This window comes from Cohnella lupini, assembly GCF_003386205.1.
GTDB classification, from domain to species: Bacteria; Bacillota; Bacilli; order Paenibacillales; family Paenibacillaceae; genus Cohnella; species Cohnella lupini.
The window spans coordinates 16250-36962 of record NZ_QRDY01000006.1; the positions used below are offsets into that span (position 1 = coordinate 16250).

Annotated in this window: 18 protein-coding genes; 6 read left to right on the forward strand and 12 right to left on the reverse strand. The window is 51.2% G+C overall.

Annotated features, from left to right (window positions below):
- Positions 1–13: 13 nt before the first annotated feature.
- Complete coding sequence (locus DFP95_RS12400) at positions 14–2083, reverse strand: bifunctional aldolase/short-chain dehydrogenase (RefSeq protein ID WP_115992955.1); 2070 nt, start codon at positions 2081–2083, stop codon at positions 14–16.
- Between the two features lie 187 nt (positions 2084–2270).
- Here DFP95_RS12400 and DFP95_RS12405 point away from each other — a divergent pair, with 187 nt between their 5' ends.
- Genes DFP95_RS12405 through DFP95_RS12420 form a run of 4 tightly spaced genes read left to right on the forward strand, consistent with a single transcriptional unit; the run spans position 2271 to position 6296 of the window.
- Positions 2271–3737 (forward strand): spore germination protein, encoded by a 1467-nt coding sequence (locus tag DFP95_RS12405; protein ID WP_115992956.1) that lies wholly within the window; start codon positions 2271–2273, stop codon positions 3735–3737.
- Entirely contained in the window at positions 3734–4948 is a 1215-nt protein-coding gene (locus DFP95_RS12410) for a Ger(x)C family spore germination protein (protein ID WP_115992957.1), read from the forward strand. The genes DFP95_RS12405 and DFP95_RS12410 overlap by 4 nt, the downstream gene beginning before the upstream one ends.
- A gap of 4 nt (positions 4949–4952) precedes the next feature.
- Complete coding sequence (locus DFP95_RS12415; protein WP_115992958.1) at positions 4953–5183, forward strand: hypothetical protein; 231 nt, start codon at positions 4953–4955, stop codon at positions 5181–5183.
- 15 nt (positions 5184–5198) lie between these two features.
- Positions 5199–6296, forward strand: coding sequence for a GerAB/ArcD/ProY family transporter (locus DFP95_RS12420; RefSeq protein ID WP_115992959.1), 1098 nt, complete (start codon positions 5199–5201; stop codon positions 6294–6296).
- A 13-nt stretch (positions 6297–6309) separates the two neighbouring features.
- On the opposite strand, the gene glpX is transcribed toward DFP95_RS12420, so the two are convergent.
- From glpX to DFP95_RS28880, 6 genes are all read right to left on the reverse strand, one after another.
- On the reverse strand, positions 6310–7278 hold the full coding sequence (gene glpX, locus DFP95_RS12425; protein WP_115992960.1) for a class II fructose-bisphosphatase: 969 nt from the start codon (positions 7276–7278) through the stop codon (positions 6310–6312).
- Positions 7279–7434: 156 nt separating this feature from the next.
- Positions 7435–8595, reverse strand: coding sequence for a metallophosphoesterase (locus DFP95_RS12430; protein ID WP_181907380.1), 1161 nt, complete (start codon positions 8593–8595; stop codon positions 7435–7437).
- Positions 8596–8707: 112 nt separating this feature from the next.
- Positions 8708–9274 carry an RNA polymerase sigma factor gene (locus DFP95_RS12435; RefSeq protein ID WP_181907381.1) on the reverse strand — a complete coding sequence of 189 codons (567 nt, stop codon included), beginning with the start codon at positions 9272–9274 and terminating at the stop codon, positions 8708–8710.
- Positions 9275–9323: 49 nt separating this feature from the next.
- Positions 9324–10499 (reverse strand): ABC transporter permease, encoded by a 1176-nt coding sequence (locus DFP95_RS12440; RefSeq protein WP_115992962.1) that lies wholly within the window; start codon positions 10497–10499, stop codon positions 9324–9326.
- Positions 10477–11211, reverse strand: a complete 735-nt coding sequence (locus DFP95_RS12445; protein ID WP_115992963.1) for an ABC transporter ATP-binding protein — start codon at positions 11209–11211, stop codon at positions 10477–10479. Before DFP95_RS12445 ends, DFP95_RS12440 begins: the two co-directional genes overlap by 23 nt.
- Complete coding sequence (locus DFP95_RS28880; RefSeq protein ID WP_181907382.1) at positions 11211–12680, reverse strand: efflux RND transporter periplasmic adaptor subunit; 1470 nt, start codon at positions 12678–12680, stop codon at positions 11211–11213. The genes DFP95_RS12445 and DFP95_RS28880 overlap by 1 nt, the downstream gene beginning before the upstream one ends.
- 220 nt (positions 12681–12900) lie before the next feature.
- Here DFP95_RS28880 and DFP95_RS12455 point away from each other — a divergent pair, with 220 nt between their 5' ends.
- Together DFP95_RS12455 and DFP95_RS12460 are read left to right on the forward strand one after the other, a co-directional pair.
- Positions 12901–13587, forward strand: a complete 687-nt coding sequence (locus tag DFP95_RS12455; RefSeq protein WP_115992964.1) for a response regulator transcription factor — start codon at positions 12901–12903, stop codon at positions 13585–13587.
- Positions 13584–15053, forward strand: a complete 1470-nt coding sequence (locus tag DFP95_RS12460) for a sensor histidine kinase (protein WP_115992965.1) — start codon at positions 13584–13586, stop codon at positions 15051–15053. The genes DFP95_RS12455 and DFP95_RS12460 overlap by 4 nt, the downstream gene beginning before the upstream one ends.
- A gap of 26 nt (positions 15054–15079) precedes the next feature.
- On the opposite strand, the gene DFP95_RS12465 is transcribed toward DFP95_RS12460, so the two are convergent.
- From DFP95_RS12465 to DFP95_RS12485, 5 genes are all read right to left on the reverse strand, one after another.
- Positions 15080–15883 carry a hypothetical protein gene (locus DFP95_RS12465; RefSeq protein WP_115992966.1) on the reverse strand — a complete coding sequence of 268 codons (804 nt, stop codon included), beginning with the start codon at positions 15881–15883 and terminating at the stop codon, positions 15080–15082.
- A 151-nt stretch (positions 15884–16034) separates the two neighbouring features.
- Positions 16035–17993 carry a stalk domain-containing protein gene (locus DFP95_RS12470; protein WP_115992967.1) on the reverse strand — a complete coding sequence of 653 codons (1959 nt, stop codon included), beginning with the start codon at positions 17991–17993 and terminating at the stop codon, positions 16035–16037.
- A gap of 138 nt (positions 17994–18131) precedes the next feature.
- A complete protein-coding gene (locus DFP95_RS12475) occupies positions 18132–18569 on the reverse strand; it encodes a GNAT family N-acetyltransferase (protein ID WP_115992968.1) in 438 nt (145 codons plus the stop codon).
- Positions 18570–18776: 207 nt separating this feature from the next.
- Entirely contained in the window at positions 18777–19718 is a 942-nt protein-coding gene (locus DFP95_RS12480) for a CobW family GTP-binding protein (protein ID WP_245987616.1), read from the reverse strand.
- Between the two features lie 70 nt (positions 19719–19788).
- Positions 19789–20700: an aldo/keto reductase gene (locus tag DFP95_RS12485; protein ID WP_115992970.1), complete on the reverse strand. Its 912-nt coding sequence runs from the start codon at positions 20698–20700 to the stop codon at positions 19789–19791.
- Positions 20701–20713 lie beyond the last annotated feature (13 nt).

Consider the following 20713-nt stretch of genomic DNA (forward strand, 5'->3'; position numbering starts at 1 on the left):
CGATTCCTCCGAATTATCGAGTAAATGCCGCCGGAACGCCGCCGTCTATCGTCAGCATGCAGCCCGTCGTTTTGTCGGATTTAGAAGAAGCGAAGAATGCGATGCCTTCCGCGATGTCTCTTGGGAAAATATTAACGAGCAGCGTCGTGCGTTTGCGGTAGTATTCTTCCAATTGATCCGGCTCGATTCCGTAAGCGGCGGCGCGTTCGTTCCTCCAGCTGCCGTTCCAGATCGCGGAGCCTTGAAGAATGGCGTCCGGAAGCACGGTATTCACGCGAATGCCGAACTCTCCGCCCTCGGCCGCGATGCAACGCGCCAGGTGGGCTTCCAAAGCTTTAACCGAGCTGTATGCCGAAGCGTTCTTGCCTGCGTATACGGAATTTTTGGAACCGATGAATACCATGTTGCCGCCGATCGCTTGAGCTTTCATCAGCTTGAACGCTTCGCGCGCGACTAAGAAGTAGCCCGTTCCGAGTACATTCATATTCAGGTTCCATTCTTTCAAAGACGTCTCGTCGAACGGACTCGAAGTCGCAAGACCCGCGTTGTTAACGATGATGTCCACTCCGCCGTAGGCAACGGCCGTCTCGGCGTATGCCGCTTGTACCGCCTCTTCGTTCGTTACGTCCATTTTAACCGCTAACGCGCGGTTCTCGCCATACTTGGCGTTGATCTCGGCCGCTACTTTCTGAGCGCCTTCCAAGTTCAAATCCGCTAGAACGACGTGCGCTCCTTCGGATACGAGCTTGCGAGCCGTTTCGCTTCCGATTCCGCCTGCTCCTCCGGTAATGAAAGCAACTTTGCGTGAGAATTCGGCTTCCGCCGGCGCTAAGGATAGCTTATATAGCTCAAGCGGCCAGTACTCGACGTTGTACGACTCGTTTTCCACCAGGGAAACGAAATCGCCAAGCGCGGTCGCGCCTCTCATAACTGCGATCGCACGATGATAGAGCGCTCCGCTCACTTGGGACATCGCCCAGCTCTTGCCCGTATTGATCATCCCTACTCCGGGGATCAGGATGACGCGCGGAGCTGCTTCGAACATCACGTCTCCTTCGTTCTTGTTGGCTTCGAAGTAAGCTTTGTACATTTCTTTATAGGCGGCGACGCCTTCTTTCAGCTTAGCCTTCAAGCCTTCCACGTCGTCCGCGTTAGGCGTCCAGTCGATAAACAGAGGAACGACCTTCGTATGCACGAGGTGATCCGGACAAGCGGCTCCCACTTGGGAGAGCTTCGCGGAATCTTGCCCGCCGACGAATTGCAACACGTCGTCCGCATCGTCGAAGGACAGGATCATTTTCTTGATGTCGCTTACGGCGCCGCGAATCGTAGGCATCACTTGCGCCGCGATGCTCTTGCGAACGTCCGCTTCCAGCGTAGGATGCTTCGCTCCGCCGAATACTTTCGCTTCGTTGACGCGTGCTTCGATGAAGTCTTCCGCTTCCGTGATGATCTTGATCGTTTGCGCGTAACACTCCTCGGAAGTTTCTCCCCATGTCACCAGACCGTGCTTTTCCATGAGAACGAGCTCAGCCTTCGGATTGTTAAGCACGCCTTCCGCGATCATCTTGGATAACGTGAAGCCGGGACGAATATAAGGAACCCATACGAAGCGGTCTCCGAAAATTTCCTTCGCCAGAGCCTTTCCGCTATCCGCGCAGCAAAGGCTGATGATGGAATCGGGATGCGTATGATCGACGTGTTTGTATGGCAGGAACGCATGGAGCAACGTTTCGATGGAAGCGCGCGGATGCTTGGAATCGATCATGCAGTTCGCCAAGTAAGCGACCATATCTTCGTCGGACATTTCCGGTTTCTCGAACAACGGTCGGATATCGTCCATGCGCAAGCCCGTAAAGTTGCTTGCTTTCATCGAAGCAAGGTCGGACCCGCTACCTTTCACGTACATGACTTCCGTATCGCGACCGCGAAAATCCTTGACGATCGTCTTCGTGGAGGTGTTACCCCCGCCGAAATTGCAGACGCGGCGATCCGTGCCGATGATGTTGGAACGGTATACGAGTTGATCCAAACCGGATTGTTGCTCAGATGCCTTCGATGATTGCCATAAGCTTTGTACCATGATGAAACCTCCGAATAATTGATTTGTTTGATTTTGATTTCATCTTAGCACACCCGTTTATGTTTGAATATATTAATTTCGGAAACAAACAAAGAATAACTCAATAATAAACGGGTAATGTGTATTCTCGCACATACCTCCTGCCTACAACTGGAAATACTTCTAACAAGAGGGAGGATGACTTACCATGGCGGCAGATACGGCTCAATCTCGGCAAACGGATTTTTCTCCCACGCTTCGACTTAATATTGAACGCCTCCGCGCTCTTTTCGGCAATAGCTCCGACTTCGTCGTCCGGGAAATAACTATTCGGTCTGGACAGAATGTCGCGCTATTCTATCTCGACGGCATGATAGATCAGAAAATGCTACAGGAGGTCGTCATCGCCTCCTTAATGGATCGTTCTCCTCCGGAAATGACTTCGTTAGTTGAAATCGGGAATACCGTTTTGAATGTCGGAGCAGTTACAAGCCCGGCAGATATGGAAGAAGCAGCGTTATTGATAATGTCCGGTAGTCTCTTGCTCTTAATGAACCAAGAGAAGGATGCTTTGTCGATTGCTCTTCCGGGCTGGGAAGAACGGAGCATTACGGAATCCAAGACGCAGACGGTCGTACGGGGTCCTCAGGATTCATTTACTGAAACCCTTCGCACGAACACGACGCTCGTCCGCAGGAGAATCAAGGATACGCGAATACGTCTCACGGGGATGAAGGTCGGCAGAATAACGAAAACGGACGTAGCCCTTATGTATTTGGAGGGGGTTGCGGACAACCGGCTGATCCGTCAGCTCGAGGAACGTCTGGGAAACGCTCGCTTGGATCAAGTTCTCGAGGGGCAATACTTAGAAGAATTACTGCTTGAACAACGCCAATCAACGATTTTCCCGACCCTGTACAACTCGGATAGGCCGGATACGATCGCCGCCGGCATCATGGAGGGCAAGATTGCTATCTTCATCGACGGGACCCCCTTCGTCCTGCTCGTCCCGTCCTTGTTCGTCGATTTCCTTCAATCCGCCGAGGATTATTATCAACCGATCCTCTATAGCAATTTGATTCGAATCATGCGTTATATAGCCGTAACCATTTGCATTCTTGCTCCCGCCATCTATATCTCATTAACAACCTTTCATCAAGACATGCTGCCGACGCAGATGTTGTTAAGCCTAGCGGCTCAACGAGAAGGCGTCCCCTTTCCCGCTTTCATAGAGGCGCTCATCATGGAAGTAACCTTCGAGATATTAAGGGAAGCGGGCGTCAGAATGCCTCGCACGATCGGACAAGCCGTATCCATCGTCGGCACTATCGTCATCGGACAAGCCGCCGTCGAAGCCGGAGTCGTATCGGCCGTCCTGGTCATCGTGGTTTCCATAACGGCTATTACAAGCTTCGTCATTCCGGCTTACGCAATGAGCATACCTATTCGGATATTACGATTCGCGTTTATGTGTTTGGCTGCTTCCTTCGGAGCATTCGGAGTCACGATCGGAATTCTCGTGCTTCTCGTCCATCTTTGCAGCTTGCGATCCTTCGGAGTGCCTTATATGAGTCCGATCGCTCCTTTTGACAGTAAGGAACAGAGTGACGCCATCTTCCGGTTTCCTTTCCGTAAATCGGCGAACTTGAATCCGAAACGGAGGTCGTCAAGATGACGCTTTATCGGCGGCTTCTAAATTTGACCGCGCTGTTGGCGCTGCTTACTTTTTTATTGTCGGGTTGCTGGAGCCGTAAAGAGCTTAACGAACTGTCCGTTGTTATCGGTTTGGGAGTCGACAAACTGGAAGACGGTTATGAAGTATCGTTGCAGGTCGTGGATCCGTCGCAAATGTCCCGAAACCGGTCGGCGGAACGCTCGGCGGTAATCGTCATTTCCGAGAAAGCGCCGACGCTGTTCGAAGCATTAAGAAAAGCGACGACGAAATCGCCGCGCAAGCTTTATTTATCTCATATCCATATGCTGCTATTCGACGAGGAGGCTGCCCGTACGGGAATCAACGAACCGTTGGATTTCCTTCTGCGAGACCATCAGGTAAGGCCCGATTTCTATATCGCCGTCGCCAAAGACTTTAAAGCCAAAGAAGTGCTTGGCTTCGTAACGCCGTTCGAAGTATTGCCTGCGCTCGAGTTATACAAGTCGCTTGAGGTATCCGAAAAATTGTGGGCCCCGACGTCGGCGATCAAGGTGACGCAATTAATGAAGATATTCACCGAACAAGGCGTTCAGGCCGTATTGACCGGAATCACTTTGACCGGGGACGCGGAAAAGGGTAATACCATGGACAACGTTAAGCAGCCGACGTCGTTAGCGGAATACAGATACATTGGGATCGGCGTCTTTAAGCAGGACCGTTTGCTTGGTTGGCTTAACGAATCCGATAGCAAAGCCTGGAGCTACGTGACGAATAACGTGAAGACTACGGTAGGAACTTCGGAATGCCCCCGAAGCGACGGGAGGTTCGCCGTGGATATAACCCATTCTTCGTCCAAAATGATTCCCTACTTGCTTAACGGCCAACCTGCTATTCGACTAAAAACCGTAATGGATGCCAATATTGGAGAAATGCACTGCAAGCTAGACTTAGAAGATGAAAGCAACTTGCTCCAGCTTCAAAATACCTTAAACCGAACGCTGGCCGAGCTCATTAGCACCGGCATTCGTAACGTTCAACAACAATACGGCGTGGACGTTTTCGGGTTCGGCGAGGAGTTCCATCGGAAATACCCGAAACTCTGGAAGACGTGGAGGAACGATTGGGACGACCGATTTAAGACAATGCCTGTCCAGGTCGATTCGGAATTCAAATTAAATAAAATGGGCGAATCCATTAGCCCGATGGATTACAAACAAGCTCCGAAGGAGTGAAGGTATGCTTCTCCTCGTTATTATGGCGATTGCGATCGGATTCTCCTTCATGGAATATCGCAGCCTTAAGGAGCAAGGCGATTATCGCGATATTACCATAGCCGCATCCTTGCTTGGGATAGGAATTCTCATGGGTTGCTTACAGTTGTTCAATGTCGGCATGCCTAATCCAATGAGCTTGGTCATCAAGCTGCTGCAACCGACAAGTCAACTCGTAAGCAAATGGTTATCGTGACGGTGGAGGGATAACGTGATCAATCAAACGATAACGCCAAGGCAAGCGGTTATGTGGTTCTGCCTCTATCAGACCGGAAGCGCAATGCTTATTCTCCCTTCTTCGCTCGCGACGATCGCGAAGCAGGATGCGTGGATGTGCATCCCGCTTGCTATCGTAATGTTCTTGGGAGTATCGACGTTCTATCTGGCGATTGCCAAACAAATGAACGGGGCTTCTTTCGAGGATTATTTTCAGAGGATTCTTGGATCGTTACTGGGGAAAATCGTTCTATTCCTCTTCGTGCTTCTGTTTCCTTATCTTATCTTTATTCTGGTTCTTCGCGATCTGGGAGACTATCTCACCACTTCGGTCATTCCGGAAACACCGCAAGCGGCTATTTACGCTTTGATGTTAGCCGCCGTTTATTACGTCGTTAGACTTGGAGCAACAGTAATCGGCCGTATAGCGGAAATATTGTTTTTCGTCGTCATGACATTGTTCCTCGTCGGCTTTCTGTCGTTGTTCGTTAACGCGGACTGGAGAAATCTCTTGCCAATGCTGGAAGACGGACCGAAGCCCGTCTTCCATGCCTCCATTCATCTGCTTGCCTTTCCGTATCTGGAAAGCGTCCTGTTCCTTTTCTTCGTCAATCAATTCGATCATGCCAAGAAATGGAGAAGGATAATCGTAAGGAGCGCTATCTTAAGCGGGTTCGCCTGCTTCATCGTGACGATGATGTCGCTTCTGGCTTTAAGCGCGGGCGTGATCTCCAATTTGACCTATCCCAGTTATTTCGTCGTCCGAACGATAAGCATCGGCGATATTTTCGAGCGCTTCGAGGTCGTCATTTCCATCATCTGGTATATATCGATTTTCTTCCGCCTTGCGTTGCTGCTATACGTGTCCGTACAAGGCTTCGCCGGCGTATTCCGATTGAAATATCCAAGAGCTCTTCTTATCCCGCTTTCTTTAATCGCAATAATGATGGCGAAAGTCGTTTGGCCTAACATGGCGTTCCTTATTACTTTGTTACAGGTATGGCCATATTACTGCATCATCTTCGGCCTTCTGTTTCCTATCGCATTGTGGTTAGTGGGCAAGGTCAGATTATCGGGCTCCAGTGACGCCTAAGTCTCCAACCAAGTTAATGCTTATTTAGAAAAGCCTTGTTAGGCAAGTAGTGCAATGCCCTGATGAACCGTATCGTTCTCGTCTTCGCGCGCATCACGATCGAGTGAGTTTCCGCGCGGTCATCCGGCAAGTATCGAACGCCTCCCAGAAATTCACCAGGGGTGACTCCGGTCGCCGCGAAAATAACGTCCTCGCTTCCGACCATATCCTCCATCGTCAGAACCTTGTAAGGGTCGTCGATGCCCATCTGCAAGCAACGGGCATATTCATTCGCATCGGATGGCATCAGCCTACCTAAGATTTCTCCTCCGAGACACTTTAAAGCCGCGGCGGCCAGCACGCCTTCGGGAGCACCGCCGGAGCCTACGTAAAGATCGATTCCGGCTTCGGGAAACGCCGGTGCCATAGCTCCGGCTACGTCTCCGTCCGATAGAAACTTGATTCTGACGCCGACTTTCCGTAACGACTTGATGATCGACTCGTGCCTAACCCTGTCCAGTATCATCACCGTTAGTTCGGATACGTTTTTATTTAAGGCCTCCGCCGCTTTCGCCAAAGTGACCTCGATCGGATCGGTTAGTCTAAGCTTGCCGACGAGCTGCGGACCGACTGCCAGCTTCTCCATATACATATCCGGAGCATGCAGCAGATTTCCTTTGTTGGCGATCGCGATAACGGACATGGCGTTATTCAATCCTTTCGCCACGATTTCCGTTCCTTCTAACGGGTCTACCGCGACATCGACCTCGGGTCCGTTCATGCTGCCTACCTCTTCGCCAATGTAGAGCATCGGGGCTTCGTCCATTTCTCCCTCGCCAATAACGACCGTTCCTCTGACCGAAATCGAATCGAACATCGACCGCATCGCGGATGTCGCGGCTCCGTCGGCGTTGATTTTGTCCCCCCTGCCCATCCACGGAGCGGAAGCCAATGCTGCTAATTCTGTTACGCGAACAATTTCCAATGCTAGTTCTCTCTCCATATGTAAGCCTCCTAATGATGATTGTTTAATTATATTGTATAACATATATATAATTATGACACAACATAAAACACGAATTGATCTTTATTATGACACAATAAAAAGTCCAATTCCTTCATCGTTTAGATGCGGAATTGGGCTTTATACATTTGTTCATTAAAGAGTGGCGCTAAGCTTAATATTGATTTTAATGATTTCGCTTCGGCTTCCGATCCGAATCGCCGGTCCCCACGTACCGAAACCAGACGAAACGATGACGTGCATGGCGCTTTTTCTCATATAGCCCCAATCGAGCTCGAATATTCTGCGCGTGAACAAGTGGTTGGGAGCGAACTGGCCTCTGTGCGTATGGCCGCTGAGCAGAACGTCGGCTCCGGCTTCGGCCGCTTGCGCGAACATGGTCGGCTGGTGATCCATCAGGATCACGGGCTTGGACAGATCAAGCGATCGAAGCAACTCGCTCGCGCTGAGTCTCCGCGAAGGGTCGGCCGACTCCGCCGTTTTATCTTTCCGTCCGGCTACGTAAAGCTCCCCTGCAATATCCACCGTCTCGTCCCGCAACACTCTAATGCCGATTTTACTCATTTCTCCGATATACTGTTCCGCATGGCCGCCGTAATATTCATGATTGCCGAGAATGGCGAACACTCCGCGCTTCGCTTTCAATTGTCCTAGCAATTCGCTCATCTTATTTCGAAGGAAGGGCTCGATCGAATCGTCGATGATATCCCCCGGCAATAAAATCAGATCGGGCTGCATCGCGTTCATCCGTTCGATCAGACGGCCCAGATGCCTGCGCCCGACAACGTTGCCTAAATGAATATCCGAAGCGACCGCCACCGTCCAATTTGTCTGCCCGCTTTGGGTCGGCTTGTCGATCTCGATATCGTATTGACGAACGATCGGGCTCCAAGCGTTGCGGGAGCCGACGGCGAGCAATACGACGATCGCCGCCAAGATTACGATACCGGAATACAGCGCATAATCATCGATATTCCCATCGGCCAAACGTACGAATAACCCGACCAGATCGCCAAGCAGAAACAACAATAAACCGGCCTCCATAATAAATATATAATAAGAGCCGATAACTTTAAGCAGTCTTCCCAACGGCTTGATCGCAGTCGGCAGCGGCACTCTCCCGAGGATGTATCCGTAAACGAGGATGGCGAATGGCAGCCAGAATGCCCATGGATTAAAGACGATGCCCGCGGAATCGAACCAAACCGTCAGATGCCAACCGATGTAGAAATTAATGCATGAATAAAGGGCAAGAAAAAAAATCACCGTAATAACGAACCGCGGATTTATCTTCATTTGTGTGGCGTGCTCCCTGCTCATCTCTGTATGATGTGTCGCTATTCTATTTATCAATCGATTATAACATAGAAAACACCCCGAACCGTAAACGGCTCCGGGGTGCGCGAATCTATCCTTCCGATAGGATACCTTGCGGCTTGTCTAACATGATAGCTCGCGACCAACGTTCGACGTCGAGATGAATGATTTTGCGTTTCTCGTTCGGCTCTTGCCGGTTTCTCAGCATCTCCCTCGTTCGGAACAGGATCGATTTCACGGCCGAGATCGAACAATTCATTTCATGCGCGATCTCTTGCATCGCATAACCGAAATAATTGAAGAGCAGCCAAATATCGATATTGCGCCTGGGAAATCTCTCGGCTAGCCATTCGATTACGCTTCGAACTTCGACGTAATCGCTGTCCGTATAATAGCCTTTCGAATATTCGCTTACCGCCAGTCGCCTTCTTTGCCTTTTACGGCAATCGTCGATCCATAGATTTCGGGCTACGCGGATAAGGAAAGGCTTCACGTCCATATAAGGCTCCGTATGAAGGAAGAAAACCAGCGATTTCAGCAGCGTAGTCTGGTATAGATCCTCTCCGTCCCATTTCGATTTCGTCAGATAATTGCAATACTTCCTCAGATCTTCCAAGTGCGGAGTAACCAAACGTTCGTATTCCGGAACGATGCCCACTCGGTTTCCCTCCTTCCCTATCACTGCAGCGGTTGCCGCATCCAATTGCTTACTCAAAACGCAACGCCTCGATTGGCTTCAGCTTAGCCGCTTTGTTGGCCGGGAACATTCCGAAGAGGACCCCGATGGCGACGGAGAAGAAAAACGCGACTCCGATGACGTTCGCGGAGAATACGATATCCATATCGAACGCGGAGGAAGCGCCTTGCGCCGCCCCAACTCCGATGCCGATGCCGAGCAAACCTCCCAGGCCGCTGAGAACCATCGCTTCGATAAGAAATTGGATGAGGATATCCCTCTTCTTGGCTCCGATCGCTTTACGAATTCCGATTTCCCGCGTCCTTTCCGTTACGGAAACAAGCATGATGTTCATGATCCCGATGCCTCCGACGAGCAATGAGATCCCGGCAATACCGGCAAGCGCGAGCGTAAGCGTATCGGACACAGAGGTCAGCGTCGATAACGCATCGCTTTGATTGAATACCCGGTAGCTATTCGTGTTCCCTCGAAAATGATCGCTAAGCACATTCTCCAGTCCGGCGACAACGGAATCGATCTTATCCGTCGTCTCAACCTGTACGTAGATCGTGCGAACTCCCTTGGATTTGAACAAACGCTCCGCGGACGTTTCCGGAATCATGACGACCTCGTCGTTCGAGCCCGTCGTCGAGCTGCCTTTCTCCTCCAAGACGCCGACGACTTTGTAACGAGTGCCCTGGATAAGAACGTATTCACCGATCGGGCTGGAGAACCCGAATAGCTCCGTCGCCGTGCTAGATCCGATAACGGCAACCTTCTGATAGACGTCCAGATCGATCTGAGCTAGAAAACGGCCGGATGAAACCTTGTAATCCTTAACGAGAGCGTAATCCGCGTTCGTACCGACTACGCTTACGTTAACGCTTGTCGTGCCGAATTTAACGGAGGAGTTCTGCGAGTTGAAGGGTGCGACATAGCGTATTCCATCGACCGTATCTCCGATCGCGACGGCTTCTTCGGCTTTCATCGTACTCGTCGTTCCTCGGCCGACGATGTTGACCGTCAATAAGTTCGTCCCCAAGCTCTCGACTTGTTCGGTTACGGATTTCGTCGCCCCTTGTCCCAATGCGACCAACGCAATGACGGCCGTCACGCCGATGATGATCCCGAGCATCGTCAACAGAGAACGGAGCTTGTTGGACAGAATGCTCTTGATAGCCATCTTAAACGCCTGTATGAAGTTCATTCCGTCCCCCCGCCTCTTCGTTCAGTTTGCCGTCCATAATCCGAACCACCCGTTTGGCTTGCTCCGAGATGACCGGGTCATGCGTGATCAGCACGATGGTATGGCCGAGGCCGTTCAGCTCCTTGATGAATCCCATGACCTCTTTCCCCGTTCTCGTATCCAGCGCGCCCGTCGGCTCATCCGCGAGCAGGATCGGAGGATTTCCCGCTAAGGCTCTTGCGATCGCCACGCGTTGCTGCTGTCCGCCAGACAACTCGACCGGACGGTGATGGATTCTTTCTTCCAAACCGACTTTCCGCAATGCCTCCAATGCGTGCTCCCGTCTTAGCTTGGAGGGAACTCCCCGGTAGATTAAGGGGAGCTCGACGTTCTCGATCGCGGTTAACCGCGATAACAAGTTGAAGCCTTGGAAGATGAAGCCGATTTTGCGATTGCGAATCTCCGCGAGCTTGTTCTCCTTGAGCCGGCTGATTTCTTCCCCGTCCAACCAATATTGTCCCGAGGTCGGAGCATCCAAGCATCCGATCACGTTCATAAGCGTCGACTTTCCTGAGCCGGAAGGGCCTATAATCGCGATAAAATCTCCTTTGTTGACGACTAACGATACCTCGTCCAGCGCTTTAAGCGTCTCTCCGCCCATCTTGTATTGCTTGCTAAGCTGTTGGATTCGAATCAAGGGCTCGGCTGCTATTATTAACGATTCCGCCGCCATTAATTTCCACCGCCAGCCCGGCCTCCGCCGGTGAATTGACGGCCTCCGCCGTTGCCTCCGGTAAAACCTCCGCCACCGCCGCCGAAGCCGCCGGCGGTAAATCCTCCGCCGAGACCCGGGAATCCGGATTGCGCGTTCGCGTTTGAATTCGAGCTCACGACCGTCGGCAATACGACGGACTCGCCTTCCTTAAGCCCAGAGACGATCTCGATATTGTCTTCGTTATTGATGCCCACTTCGACTTCTACGCGGCTAGTCGATGTAACCGTAGCGCCCCTTGCAATATTGCCTCTACCGGTATTGCCACCCGCGCTGCCGTTTCCTCGCGAAGCCGCGAATTGCTCGCGCATTGCGGCACGTTCCTCCTCGGTCATATTCTGGAAACGTCCCCCGTTACCGTTCGGAGCCTGTCCGCCTTGAATTCCGCCTCGCGGTTGGCCTTGCGTTCCTTGGCCGGTTTGGCTTGTCGGCCCTGATTGACCGACTTGTCCAGCTTGTCCGGTTTGACCGGACGGATTCCGCGAAATGCCTTGCGCTGCCGAAGATGGCGAGTCGCCCGTTGCTGCCGGCACCATAACGTAATACTTGCCTTGGGACGATTGAACCGCTTCTACCGGGACGTACAATGCATCCGTCTTCTTCGCCGTCATGATGCTCGCTTCGGCGGACATGCCTACCTTCAGGTTGTCCGCGTCCGCGAGCACGATCGTCACGTCGAACGAAGCGACGCCGTTGCTGGCCGTTCCTTCATCCGCGATGGACACGACTTTCCCCGTGAACGTCGCATCAGGCAAGGCTTCCACTAAGATCTGCGCCTCTTGGTCAATAGCGACCTTGGGAATGTCCAGCTCATCGATTCCGACGACCATTTGCAATTGAGCGAAATTGACGATTTCGCCCAATTCTCCGTTCGGATTCAGCGAATCGCCCGCTTGCACGTCGAACGTCGATAATACGCCGCCGATTGGCGCTACGATCGGATCGATGCTCTTGTTCGTCCGCAACGATTTGATATCTTCTTGCGCCATCTCGATATCCAACTGCTGCTTCTGAATGTTCAGAACGATCGATTCGCGAGTTTCGTCGTCGGTGGCTTCCTTGTATTTTTTCTGCAGATCGGCCAGCTCCAATTGCTTCTTCTTCAGATCGATTTCCTTGCTGCGAATTTGGTCCGCATTGTCTTCCTGCTCGTAAGTCACGAGTATGTCGCCCTTCTTCACCGTATCTCCTTCCTTGAAGTTCACCTTCAGCGCCGTCCCCGCGCTGCTTGCTTTCAGCGTCTCTCTTCCCGACGGTTGAATGCTTCCCGTTCCGCTGATTTTCACTTCGATCGTCCCTTTGCGCACTTGAGTCGTTATGTAACTAGCCGTCAATTGCGTATCCTTCTTACCGTAGATCCGCATTCCGCCCCAAGTTCCCGCTGCCACCACGATGACTAGCGCGGACGTCCATACGATACTTTTCTTCATCCGTCATGCTCACCTTCGCTTTTTATCGTCTTGGGGTCATTATGCAAGCCTAACCTTAGTTCAACATGAGCGTCCGCTGAATGTTTGCTGAACGTCGGATTCAGCTTTCTTTCAGTTTTCTCTCAGCCAGGGTTAAGCTTGTTCCTGCATAATAGAGCCTACAGGGCTGAACAGGGTCACGTTAACCCGAACATTCCGTTAACCCGTTGGAGGAACCGCTATGGCTAAACAAGGCAAAGGAATTAAAATATTGCTCGTTGACGACGAACCGAATATCCTGCATTTTCTTGAGCTTGGACTCGAAAAAGAGGAATTTACGGTGATGACTGCGTTGGACGGTCCGGAAGCCCTGCAGATCTCGCAACATTTCGCCCCGCATATCGTCATTCTGGACGTAATGATGCCGGGAATGGACGGATTCGAAGTATGCCAATCGCTTAAGCTCGGGAAGCCCGTAGCGGTCATCATGCTCACGGCCAAAGAAGAGGTCGAAGACCGGGTAAAAGGACTGACTCTAGGCGCGGACGATTATATGTCCAAACCGTTCAGCTTCGGTGAGCTCCTTGCAAGAATACAGGCAAGAATTCGCAATCAATTCCCCCATCTTCTGAGCGAGGTTACGATCGGTCCGTTCTCGATCGACGCTTCGCGCAGAGAGCTCAGGTATCACGATCGGGCGTTGGAGCTCTCCCCGACGGAGTACGAACTACTTAAACATCTGATTCTGAATTACGGGCACGTTCTAAGTAAAAGCGTCATTTTGGATCAAGTATGGGGATACGATTTCGGCGGCGAGGAGAACATCGTCGAGGTGTACATAAGATCGTTGAGAGATAAGCTGCAGGATCGCGATCACCTAGTTATCCGGACGATCAGGGGAGCCGGTTACAAGGTGGAATTGATATGACTCCCGACCCGAGTTTTCTGCGCGGAAGCCGCCATCTTCTTTTTCCGAGGTCTCTTCGTTATCAGCTTCTGTCCCGTATTTTGCTTATACTGGCAGGGCTGCTGCTTGTTATCGGCTTATTTCAATTCCTGCTCATGGAAAGGTTTCTATATCAGAACAAAGCGGAAGGCATACAATCGCAGATCCGTTCCATACCGGGCGACATTTGGGAAAGATTTAATCCTTCCATGCGACGCGGACCGGCTGCCGCTTTCATTTTCTTCCCCTCCTCTTCCGTGGCATTCATTAACGCGGAAGGCAAGACCACCGTTCTGTCCGTTCAGAATTCCGCTACGAAAGAGTCCGTCCCTCGAATGGATAAGCAGCTATATATGGATGCGCTCGCACTGACGCGACGGGACAAGCCGCTGTTCCGAATCGTCAACGATTCCGAGCACGGAGAGCAGCTGGTCGTTCTTCAACCTGTTCGGTCCTTCGGCGGCGCGCCGGGAGTCGTCCAAGTCAGCTCGGGTACGAAGCCGCTAAAGGACGAGTTGTACCGGCAATTGCTGTTATTTCTGTTCCTAGCTTTCACGGCTATGATCGGAGGAATGTTGGCTTTCCTTCCGGCCATTCGCAGGACGTTGAATCCTCTGTCCCGGATGGTCTCGACCGTAGAACGGATCGATTCAGGGAAATTGAGCGAGAGGCTGCCGGAAGAACGACAGCCGATGGAGATCGATCGACTGTCCCACTCCTTCAACAGTATGCTGGAACGACTTGAATCCTCGTTTCTCGCCGAGCAGGAAGCCCGCGAGCAAATGCGGCGTTTCGTCTCCGACGCATCCCATGAATTGCGGACTCCGCTGACCTCCATTCACGGATTTCTCGAAGTTCTGCTTCGAGGCGCGGCGGAGGATCGGGAGCAGTTGAACAAAGCATTGCGGAGCATGTACGGCGAATCCGAACGTATCAATAAACTGGTCTACGATCTGCTTCAATTGGCACAGCTCGATAGATCTCCGCATATTCGGCTTGAACCCCGCGATCTGTCCCAGATCGTGGAAGAGATGGAGCCTCAGCTGCGAATATTGGCCGGCGAGCGCAAGCTGATCATGGAACTGAACGGTCAAATCGTTATCCCGATGGAGCAAGACAAGATGAAGCAAATCGTATTGAATTTGTTTCACAATGCGGTTCAGCATACCGACCCGATGGATGGAAGAATTCGGATCGTAACGAATACAACCGAATTAGGCGCGGAGCTTACGGTTGTAGACAACGGATCGGGAATCGCGGAGGAGCATCTCCCCCATCTATTCGATCGTTTCTACCGAATCGAAACTTCCCGAGCGCGGAAATTCGGAGGAGCGGGACTCGGGTTATCGATCACCCGGGCGCTCGTCGAGCTGCACGGAGGGTCCGTAAACGTGAAAAGCCGCCTTGAAGAAGGCAGCTCGTTCACCGTGTTTTTTCCGAATCCATAGTCAGGTTTTGTTATTCGGTCCATCCGTTAATGTCGTTCGATTCGTTGTATTCCCTCGAATAAAGTTGCCAAGTACAGATAACGATCGTCCGCGTCCACATCCGTCACTTGGTGACCCAATTTCAGTGCCATCAACGAAGTTCGATTGCCGATATGACTAACGCGGTACAATCCGCGGTCCGAGCATGCGAATATTTCGTCGTTCAGAACGACGACGGAGAACAAAAAGGAATTGCCCATTCTGTACCTCTCGAATTGTCCTCGTTTGTTGCCGACTAGCAAATCGCCATGCTCCGTCACGCCGATGATTCTGCCATGATGTATGGCCAAGCTAGTTACCGCGGAGGCGTATTTGAAGTTCATCCAAGTCGAAGTTAACCTATCCAGTATGGATAATCCCTCATTCGTTCCTAACACGACATATTGCGGCAAATAGAGAAAATCGTAAACGATAACGTCGGAACGCATCATCAAATGCCACTCGGAGTCCTCCGTAAACCATAAACCGCATGAAGTTCCCGCCAAGCCGACTTCCCCGAACTCTTTATATTGAAAGCAGCCGATTGCCAATTCCGTCGATGACCACGTTTCATCCGTGCATAGAAATAATCCCTTATTGGAGCAAGCGTATAATTGATCATCGTACACCTGCAATCGGTTGATATGCGTCCGATCCGGCAAGCCCTCGTTAATCTCGGTCCACTCGTCCGCCATAGCTTGCTTATGTACGATTCCTTGGCCTAGCGGAGCGGCAACCAGACCATTCGACGAAAGCAGCTTGATCGAGGAAAAGTGAAACGCAAGCTCGCCCGGATTTGTTGAAATGGTCATCGGGTATAGTCAACTCCTTCGGGTTCTATGTCTAGTCTAATTGATAATGATTATCATCGTCAACATATATCGTGATCATTTGTACCAAAATAAATAGAAAAGCCGTTCCGGTACAATAGCTGAGCCGGAACGGCTAATCGATTCTATGAAATTAGTGAGTTGGCAATGGATATAATACTAGATTAATAGGCAGCATCATACCGGCGGCAGGCGTAAAGGTAATGATTACCGACTCCGTCATATCCCCCGTCTTGTAGAGCATGCCTACTTCGTTCGGGTTCGCTAGAATGCTTGAATTCGTAGCGTACACGACTTTCCCGTTGACGATAAACGCCCCCGCGTAGTGTCCTCCTCGAGGATTCAAGGTTATCGCGGTGTGCGGCGCTACATTATTCAATCTGAGCGTGTACAATACGCCGTAGTTACCGGCATTCAGAACCGGCGTATTCGTCGTTTTGTCAATCCCGCTGATCCTCGTATCTTTAACGTTATCGGCCAGAATGATGCGGCTCTTCTCGAATCCGATCGTCTGATTGATAACAATCGTGCGGTTCGCTTTATCGAACGTGCCGCGAATGTGTCTATCGTTGCTAGGCAACACTTGTAAGGATGGAAGCGAACTCGTCAGATCGCGGCTCGCATCGATTGCGACTACTTGAACCTTAAGATTCGAGTCCATCTGCACGTCGGCAAGCATGGAATAGACTTGACCAGGTTTAACGGCCTTGTTGCTGAAATCTTGGAAGAGAAGACGACTTTCTCCCGCTGGAATCGTCACGTACGAATACTTGGGATTTTGCAATGCTTCCAAGTATCTCCCCGTGCTTGCGCGGCCTACCGTCGAAACGTATACGTTAGGACCGCCGATGCCGGTAGCTCCGATCTTCACGGTAGCCGGAGCAGCGTTCTCATTCGTAACGCGTACGTATACTTTAACCGGCGTCGTGCGTCCGTTGAGATTATGAAGCAGGAATCTCACGTTGCCGGTTACCGTATCTTCGTAGTAAATTCCTTCGTCAATCATCGTCTCCGGGCTGTTGGCCCGAATAAAGGTTTGTTCGCGATCGTTAATCGTGTAGTTAATCTCGGGATATTGCAACACGGACGATCCGACGATTCCGAACTTCTCTCCCGGCTCCGTATAGAGCAAGTCGAACTCTTCCTTTGTGTACAGCGTTTCGTCCAAGATCGTAATGGTCTTGTAGTATTCGCTTGTGGCGCCGTTAGCGTCCGTTACGTTCAGTTTAATCAATTGCGGGCCGGGAACGAAAAATCCGCGTTCGTTATTCGTCCACAACGAGCTTTCGATCCGGTTCTCGTCATCCGTGCTCTGATCCGTATATTGGATGAATTCCCCCATCTTATACGTATCCTTATCCGTCGTAAACGAGGCGACCGGCGGTTGATTCGGCGGTTTGACCGTTATCGTCACCGTGTAAGGATCGCTCCACGTTCCGCTGGAATCCTGAACCCAATGGGATATCGTATACGTCCCCGCTTGGTCGAAAACGGCGTTATTGTTCTCCCACCGCTCGTCGATAATCTCCAGTCCTCTCGGATGATAGGACAGATTCGTATAGTTGACCTGCGTCTGAGTGGCGTAAGGATTCAAGTCGGACACGGAGAATTTGGCTACGGGCTTGGAGCCCCAGCTCAATTCGATTTTCTTCTCCGCCGGAATCGACTTCAAATCGAGCTCGAAGTTAAGCGCTATCGTGCGTAGCGGAACCATCAGAGTCCCTTTTAACAAATACGGAGTACCGACTCCGTTAATCTCCGAATTTCCGTTCAGCAAGTATGCGGAGCTCCCGACTTTGAATCTGAGCTCCGTCTCCCCGTTGCTCAGAACATATTGTTTGCTCTTCGAATCGTAAACGGTCGTGCCGTAAACCTCTTGCATGATGGATCTGGCGGCAACGTAACTCACGCCTTTGACCGCCGTTAACGGTTGCGTAGCCATTACCGTCGTTCCATTGTGAATCATTTGCTTCGAATTTTGGATAAGAACGAGCTTTTCCATTCCGTCCGCGATGCCCTCGGCATGAACCGGGAGCGCTATCGTGCCTATCAGCAATACGGCAATGAATAATTGCATAAACCTCTTCTTCATAATCTGCTCCTTCTGATCTGGGTGTTGATCGTACAACCGTTTTTTTAATCTATAGTATTAACGACACTTTCGGACAAAGGTTGCTATATTCATAGAAATAAAAACAAAACAGAGCACCGACGGCGATTACCCGCGGGTTTAGAGCGGCTTGACCATCCGAACATGCAAGATATCCGCGTCCAGGAACGGCTCTTCCGAAATCGTTCGATATCCTAACCTCAAATAGAAGGCTTCCGCCGAGCATTGCGCGTCAAGCAAAGACGTTTTGAACCCTAACTCTTTGGCTGCTTTTTCCATCCCAAGTACTAGGTATTTCCCCACTCCCGAACCCCGAAGGGATTTCATTACGGCGATCCGTTGCATCTTCGCCACTCCGGGTTCATATTCCTTGAATCTGCCCGTAGCGACGGGCAACTCGCCGTCCAATACCAAAAAGTGATGGCACGCGTCCGGCGAAGCATCGTATTCATCCATTTCAAGCTCTCTTGGGACTCCTTGCTCGTTCACGAATACTTCGACTCGGATATCGAAAGCTTGATTTAATTGTTCTATGGATTCTACGCGCACGATTTTCATAGGATATCTATCCTTTTCTATTAGATTTTTCTCCCCCATGGAGGAATAGACATCTTATCAGCATAACCGAGTCGGTCGAGATGTTCAACGAGATAATTCCGATCTAATACAACGATAATTATGGAAACCAAGAGAGGAATGGAAGCGTCCATGCGCAAAAAAAACGCGTTTACGCAACATTCGCGTGAACGCGGGGAATCGATCAAATCATGAAGCCGTCGTATCTATCTTTTCCAGCCGTTCGATTAATTCGGACTCCGAGAAGCCCTCTCCGATGAATACCGCGACGTTATTTACTTGCTTCTGCGGCGTTATGCGGAGAAAGTCGATCTCTCGATAGGCGTACTGGAATAAGAACAAACTAGCCGTATCTTGAAAAGCGACGATTCCTTTGGCACGGTATACCTCGTCGGGTAATCCCCTTAGCAATTGCTCGAACGCTTCGCTATGAACGGTACCTTTGAAAAAATAAGTCACGACGTTCACGTGGTCGTGCGCGGAATGATGGTGAGCATGATGATGCTCGTGAGCAGAAACGCGCGGCATTTGTTCCGATTGATTCGATTGGTATTCCGCATAAAGTAGTGCCGTATCCAGCTCGCTTCTCGTCGTCGTCACGATTCGCGCATATGGATTCCAATCGGCTAAAGCTTCTTGGAGCTCCGACAGGTCCGACTCTGCTACCAGATCGATCTTGTTCAGCACAAGAACGTTCGCAACGCGAATTTGCTCCTTCATGAGCTTGAAGGTCTTGCCCGAACCGATTCTCATCTTGTCGAGCAGAAGTCGACCATCCACGACGGTGACGACATTCTTAAGCTCGAGCTTCGCGTACAGCGAAGCTTCCGTTACACCGTCCATTATCTCGAGAGGCTGCGCGACGCCCGTGGACTCGATCCAGATGACATCCGGCTCATGCTCCCGGGCTAGCTGAACAAGCTCAAGCCCGAGATCTCCTCGGCTCGTGCAGCAGATGCAGCCACCCAGCATTTCGGACATCGGGATGTCATTGTCGATCAGTACTCCTTCAACGTTCGCGTCTCCTACCTCGTTCAGAAGAATGGCGGGCTTACGATTATGTTTCTTAGCGTCCTCCAGGATTCTGTTCAGTAGAGTCGTTTTCCCGCTTCCGAGGAATCCTGTCAGCACGTATACGGGAATGATTTTGCGATTCTCGATGTCCTACTCCTCCATTCTTAAACAAGCCGACGCGTAAGTCTTAAGCGTCTTGAGGATGGCCATCTTCCACGAGCTCGACAGCTAAAGCATTCGCTTCGACTTGAGCAGGATCCTTGCAGCCGGGAATGACGGAAGTGACCGCGGGATGTTTCAAGCACCAAGCGAGCGCCCAAGCGGCCATATCCGTCCCTTCCGGCACTTCGTCACTGCGTATGCCCTCGGCTTCGCGAATTAAGGCATCCAACTGCTCCGAATCCCGCCTCGATCTCACGTCGTTGGCTTCGAATTTCGCGCCGGGCTTGTATTTGCCGCTTAACAATCCGCTCGCTAACGGTACTCTCGCAAGAACGCCGAGGTTTTGATCTACGCAAGACGGGAATACTTCCTTCTCCGGATTGCGGTCCAGCCGGTTGTAGACAACCTGAATCGCTTCCGCATTAACGGCGGTCGCGCGAGAGGTCTGATGAATGTTCTCGTTGGAGCCGATGGAAATGCCCAAGTGCCGAATCTTGCCGGCTTTGACCTGTTCGTTAAGCGTATCCCACAATTCGTCTTGATCGAACGAAGCGTCCGGACCGGAATGGAATTGATACAGGTCTATGTAGTCCGTCCTCAGCGATCGAAGGGAACGTTCTAATTGCGCAATGACTTCCTTAGGGTCGTATAAGTCCGTTCTTTCGAAATTGCGGTGGAATCGATGTCCGAACTTGGTGGCCAAGATCCAATCTTCGCGATTGTTATGGATATATCCGCCGATAAGAGATTCCGACAAGTGATCTCCATAGCATTCCGCCGTATCGATTAAATTGATTCCCACTTCCTTGGCTTTGCCTAAGATAGCATCGACCTCATGCTGCTCGTACGTTCTGCCCCACTCGCCGCCAAACTGCCAAGTTCCCACGCCGACAACGGATACTTTGAGTCCTGTTTTGCCTAAAGTTCTGTATTTCATCGGATTCCCACCC

Bases quoted from the DNA above. Each gene is read 5' to 3' on its own strand.
- glpX (WP_115992960.1), bottom strand. From the start codon at position 7,278: ATGGAGAGAGAACTAGCATTGGAAATTGTTCGCGTAACAGAATTAGCA.
- DFP95_RS12440 (WP_115992962.1), bottom strand. From the start codon at position 10,499: ATGAACTTCATACAGGCGTTTAAGATGGCTATCAAGAGCATTCTGTCC.
- DFP95_RS12485 (WP_115992970.1), bottom strand. From the start codon at position 20,700: ATGAAATACAGAACTTTAGGCAAAACAGGACTCAAAGTATCCGTTGTC.
- DFP95_RS12430 (WP_181907380.1), bottom strand. From the start codon at position 8,595: ATGAAGATAAATCCGCGGTTCGTTATTACGGTGATTTTTTTTCTTGCC.
- DFP95_RS12445 (WP_115992963.1), bottom strand. From the start codon at position 11,211: ATGGCGGCGGAATCGTTAATAATAGCAGCCGAGCCCTTGATTCGAATC.
- DFP95_RS12405 (WP_115992956.1), top strand. From the start codon at position 2,271: ATGGCGGCAGATACGGCTCAATCTCGGCAAACGGATTTTTCTCCCACG.
- DFP95_RS12415 (WP_115992958.1), top strand. From the start codon at position 4,953: ATGCTTCTCCTCGTTATTATGGCGATTGCGATCGGATTCTCCTTCATG.
- DFP95_RS12465 (WP_115992966.1), bottom strand. From the start codon at position 15,883: ATGACCATTTCAACAAATCCGGGCGAGCTTGCGTTTCACTTTTCCTCG.
- DFP95_RS28880 (WP_181907382.1), bottom strand. From the start codon at position 12,680: ATGAAGAAAAGTATCGTATGGACGTCCGCGCTAGTCATCGTGGTGGCA.
- DFP95_RS12470 (WP_115992967.1), bottom strand. From the start codon at position 17,993: ATGAAGAAGAGGTTTATGCAATTATTCATTGCCGTATTGCTGATAGGC.
- DFP95_RS12460 (WP_115992965.1), top strand. From the start codon at position 13,584: ATGACTCCCGACCCGAGTTTTCTGCGCGGAAGCCGCCATCTTCTTTTT.
- DFP95_RS12400 (WP_115992955.1), bottom strand. From the start codon at position 2,083: ATGGTACAAAGCTTATGGCAATCATCGAAGGCATCTGAGCAACAATCC.
- DFP95_RS12410 (WP_115992957.1), top strand. From the start codon at position 3,734: ATGACGCTTTATCGGCGGCTTCTAAATTTGACCGCGCTGTTGGCGCTG.
- DFP95_RS12475 (WP_115992968.1), bottom strand. From the start codon at position 18,569: ATGAAAATCGTGCGCGTAGAATCCATAGAACAATTAAATCAAGCTTTC.
- DFP95_RS12455 (WP_115992964.1), top strand. From the start codon at position 12,901: ATGGCTAAACAAGGCAAAGGAATTAAAATATTGCTCGTTGACGACGAA.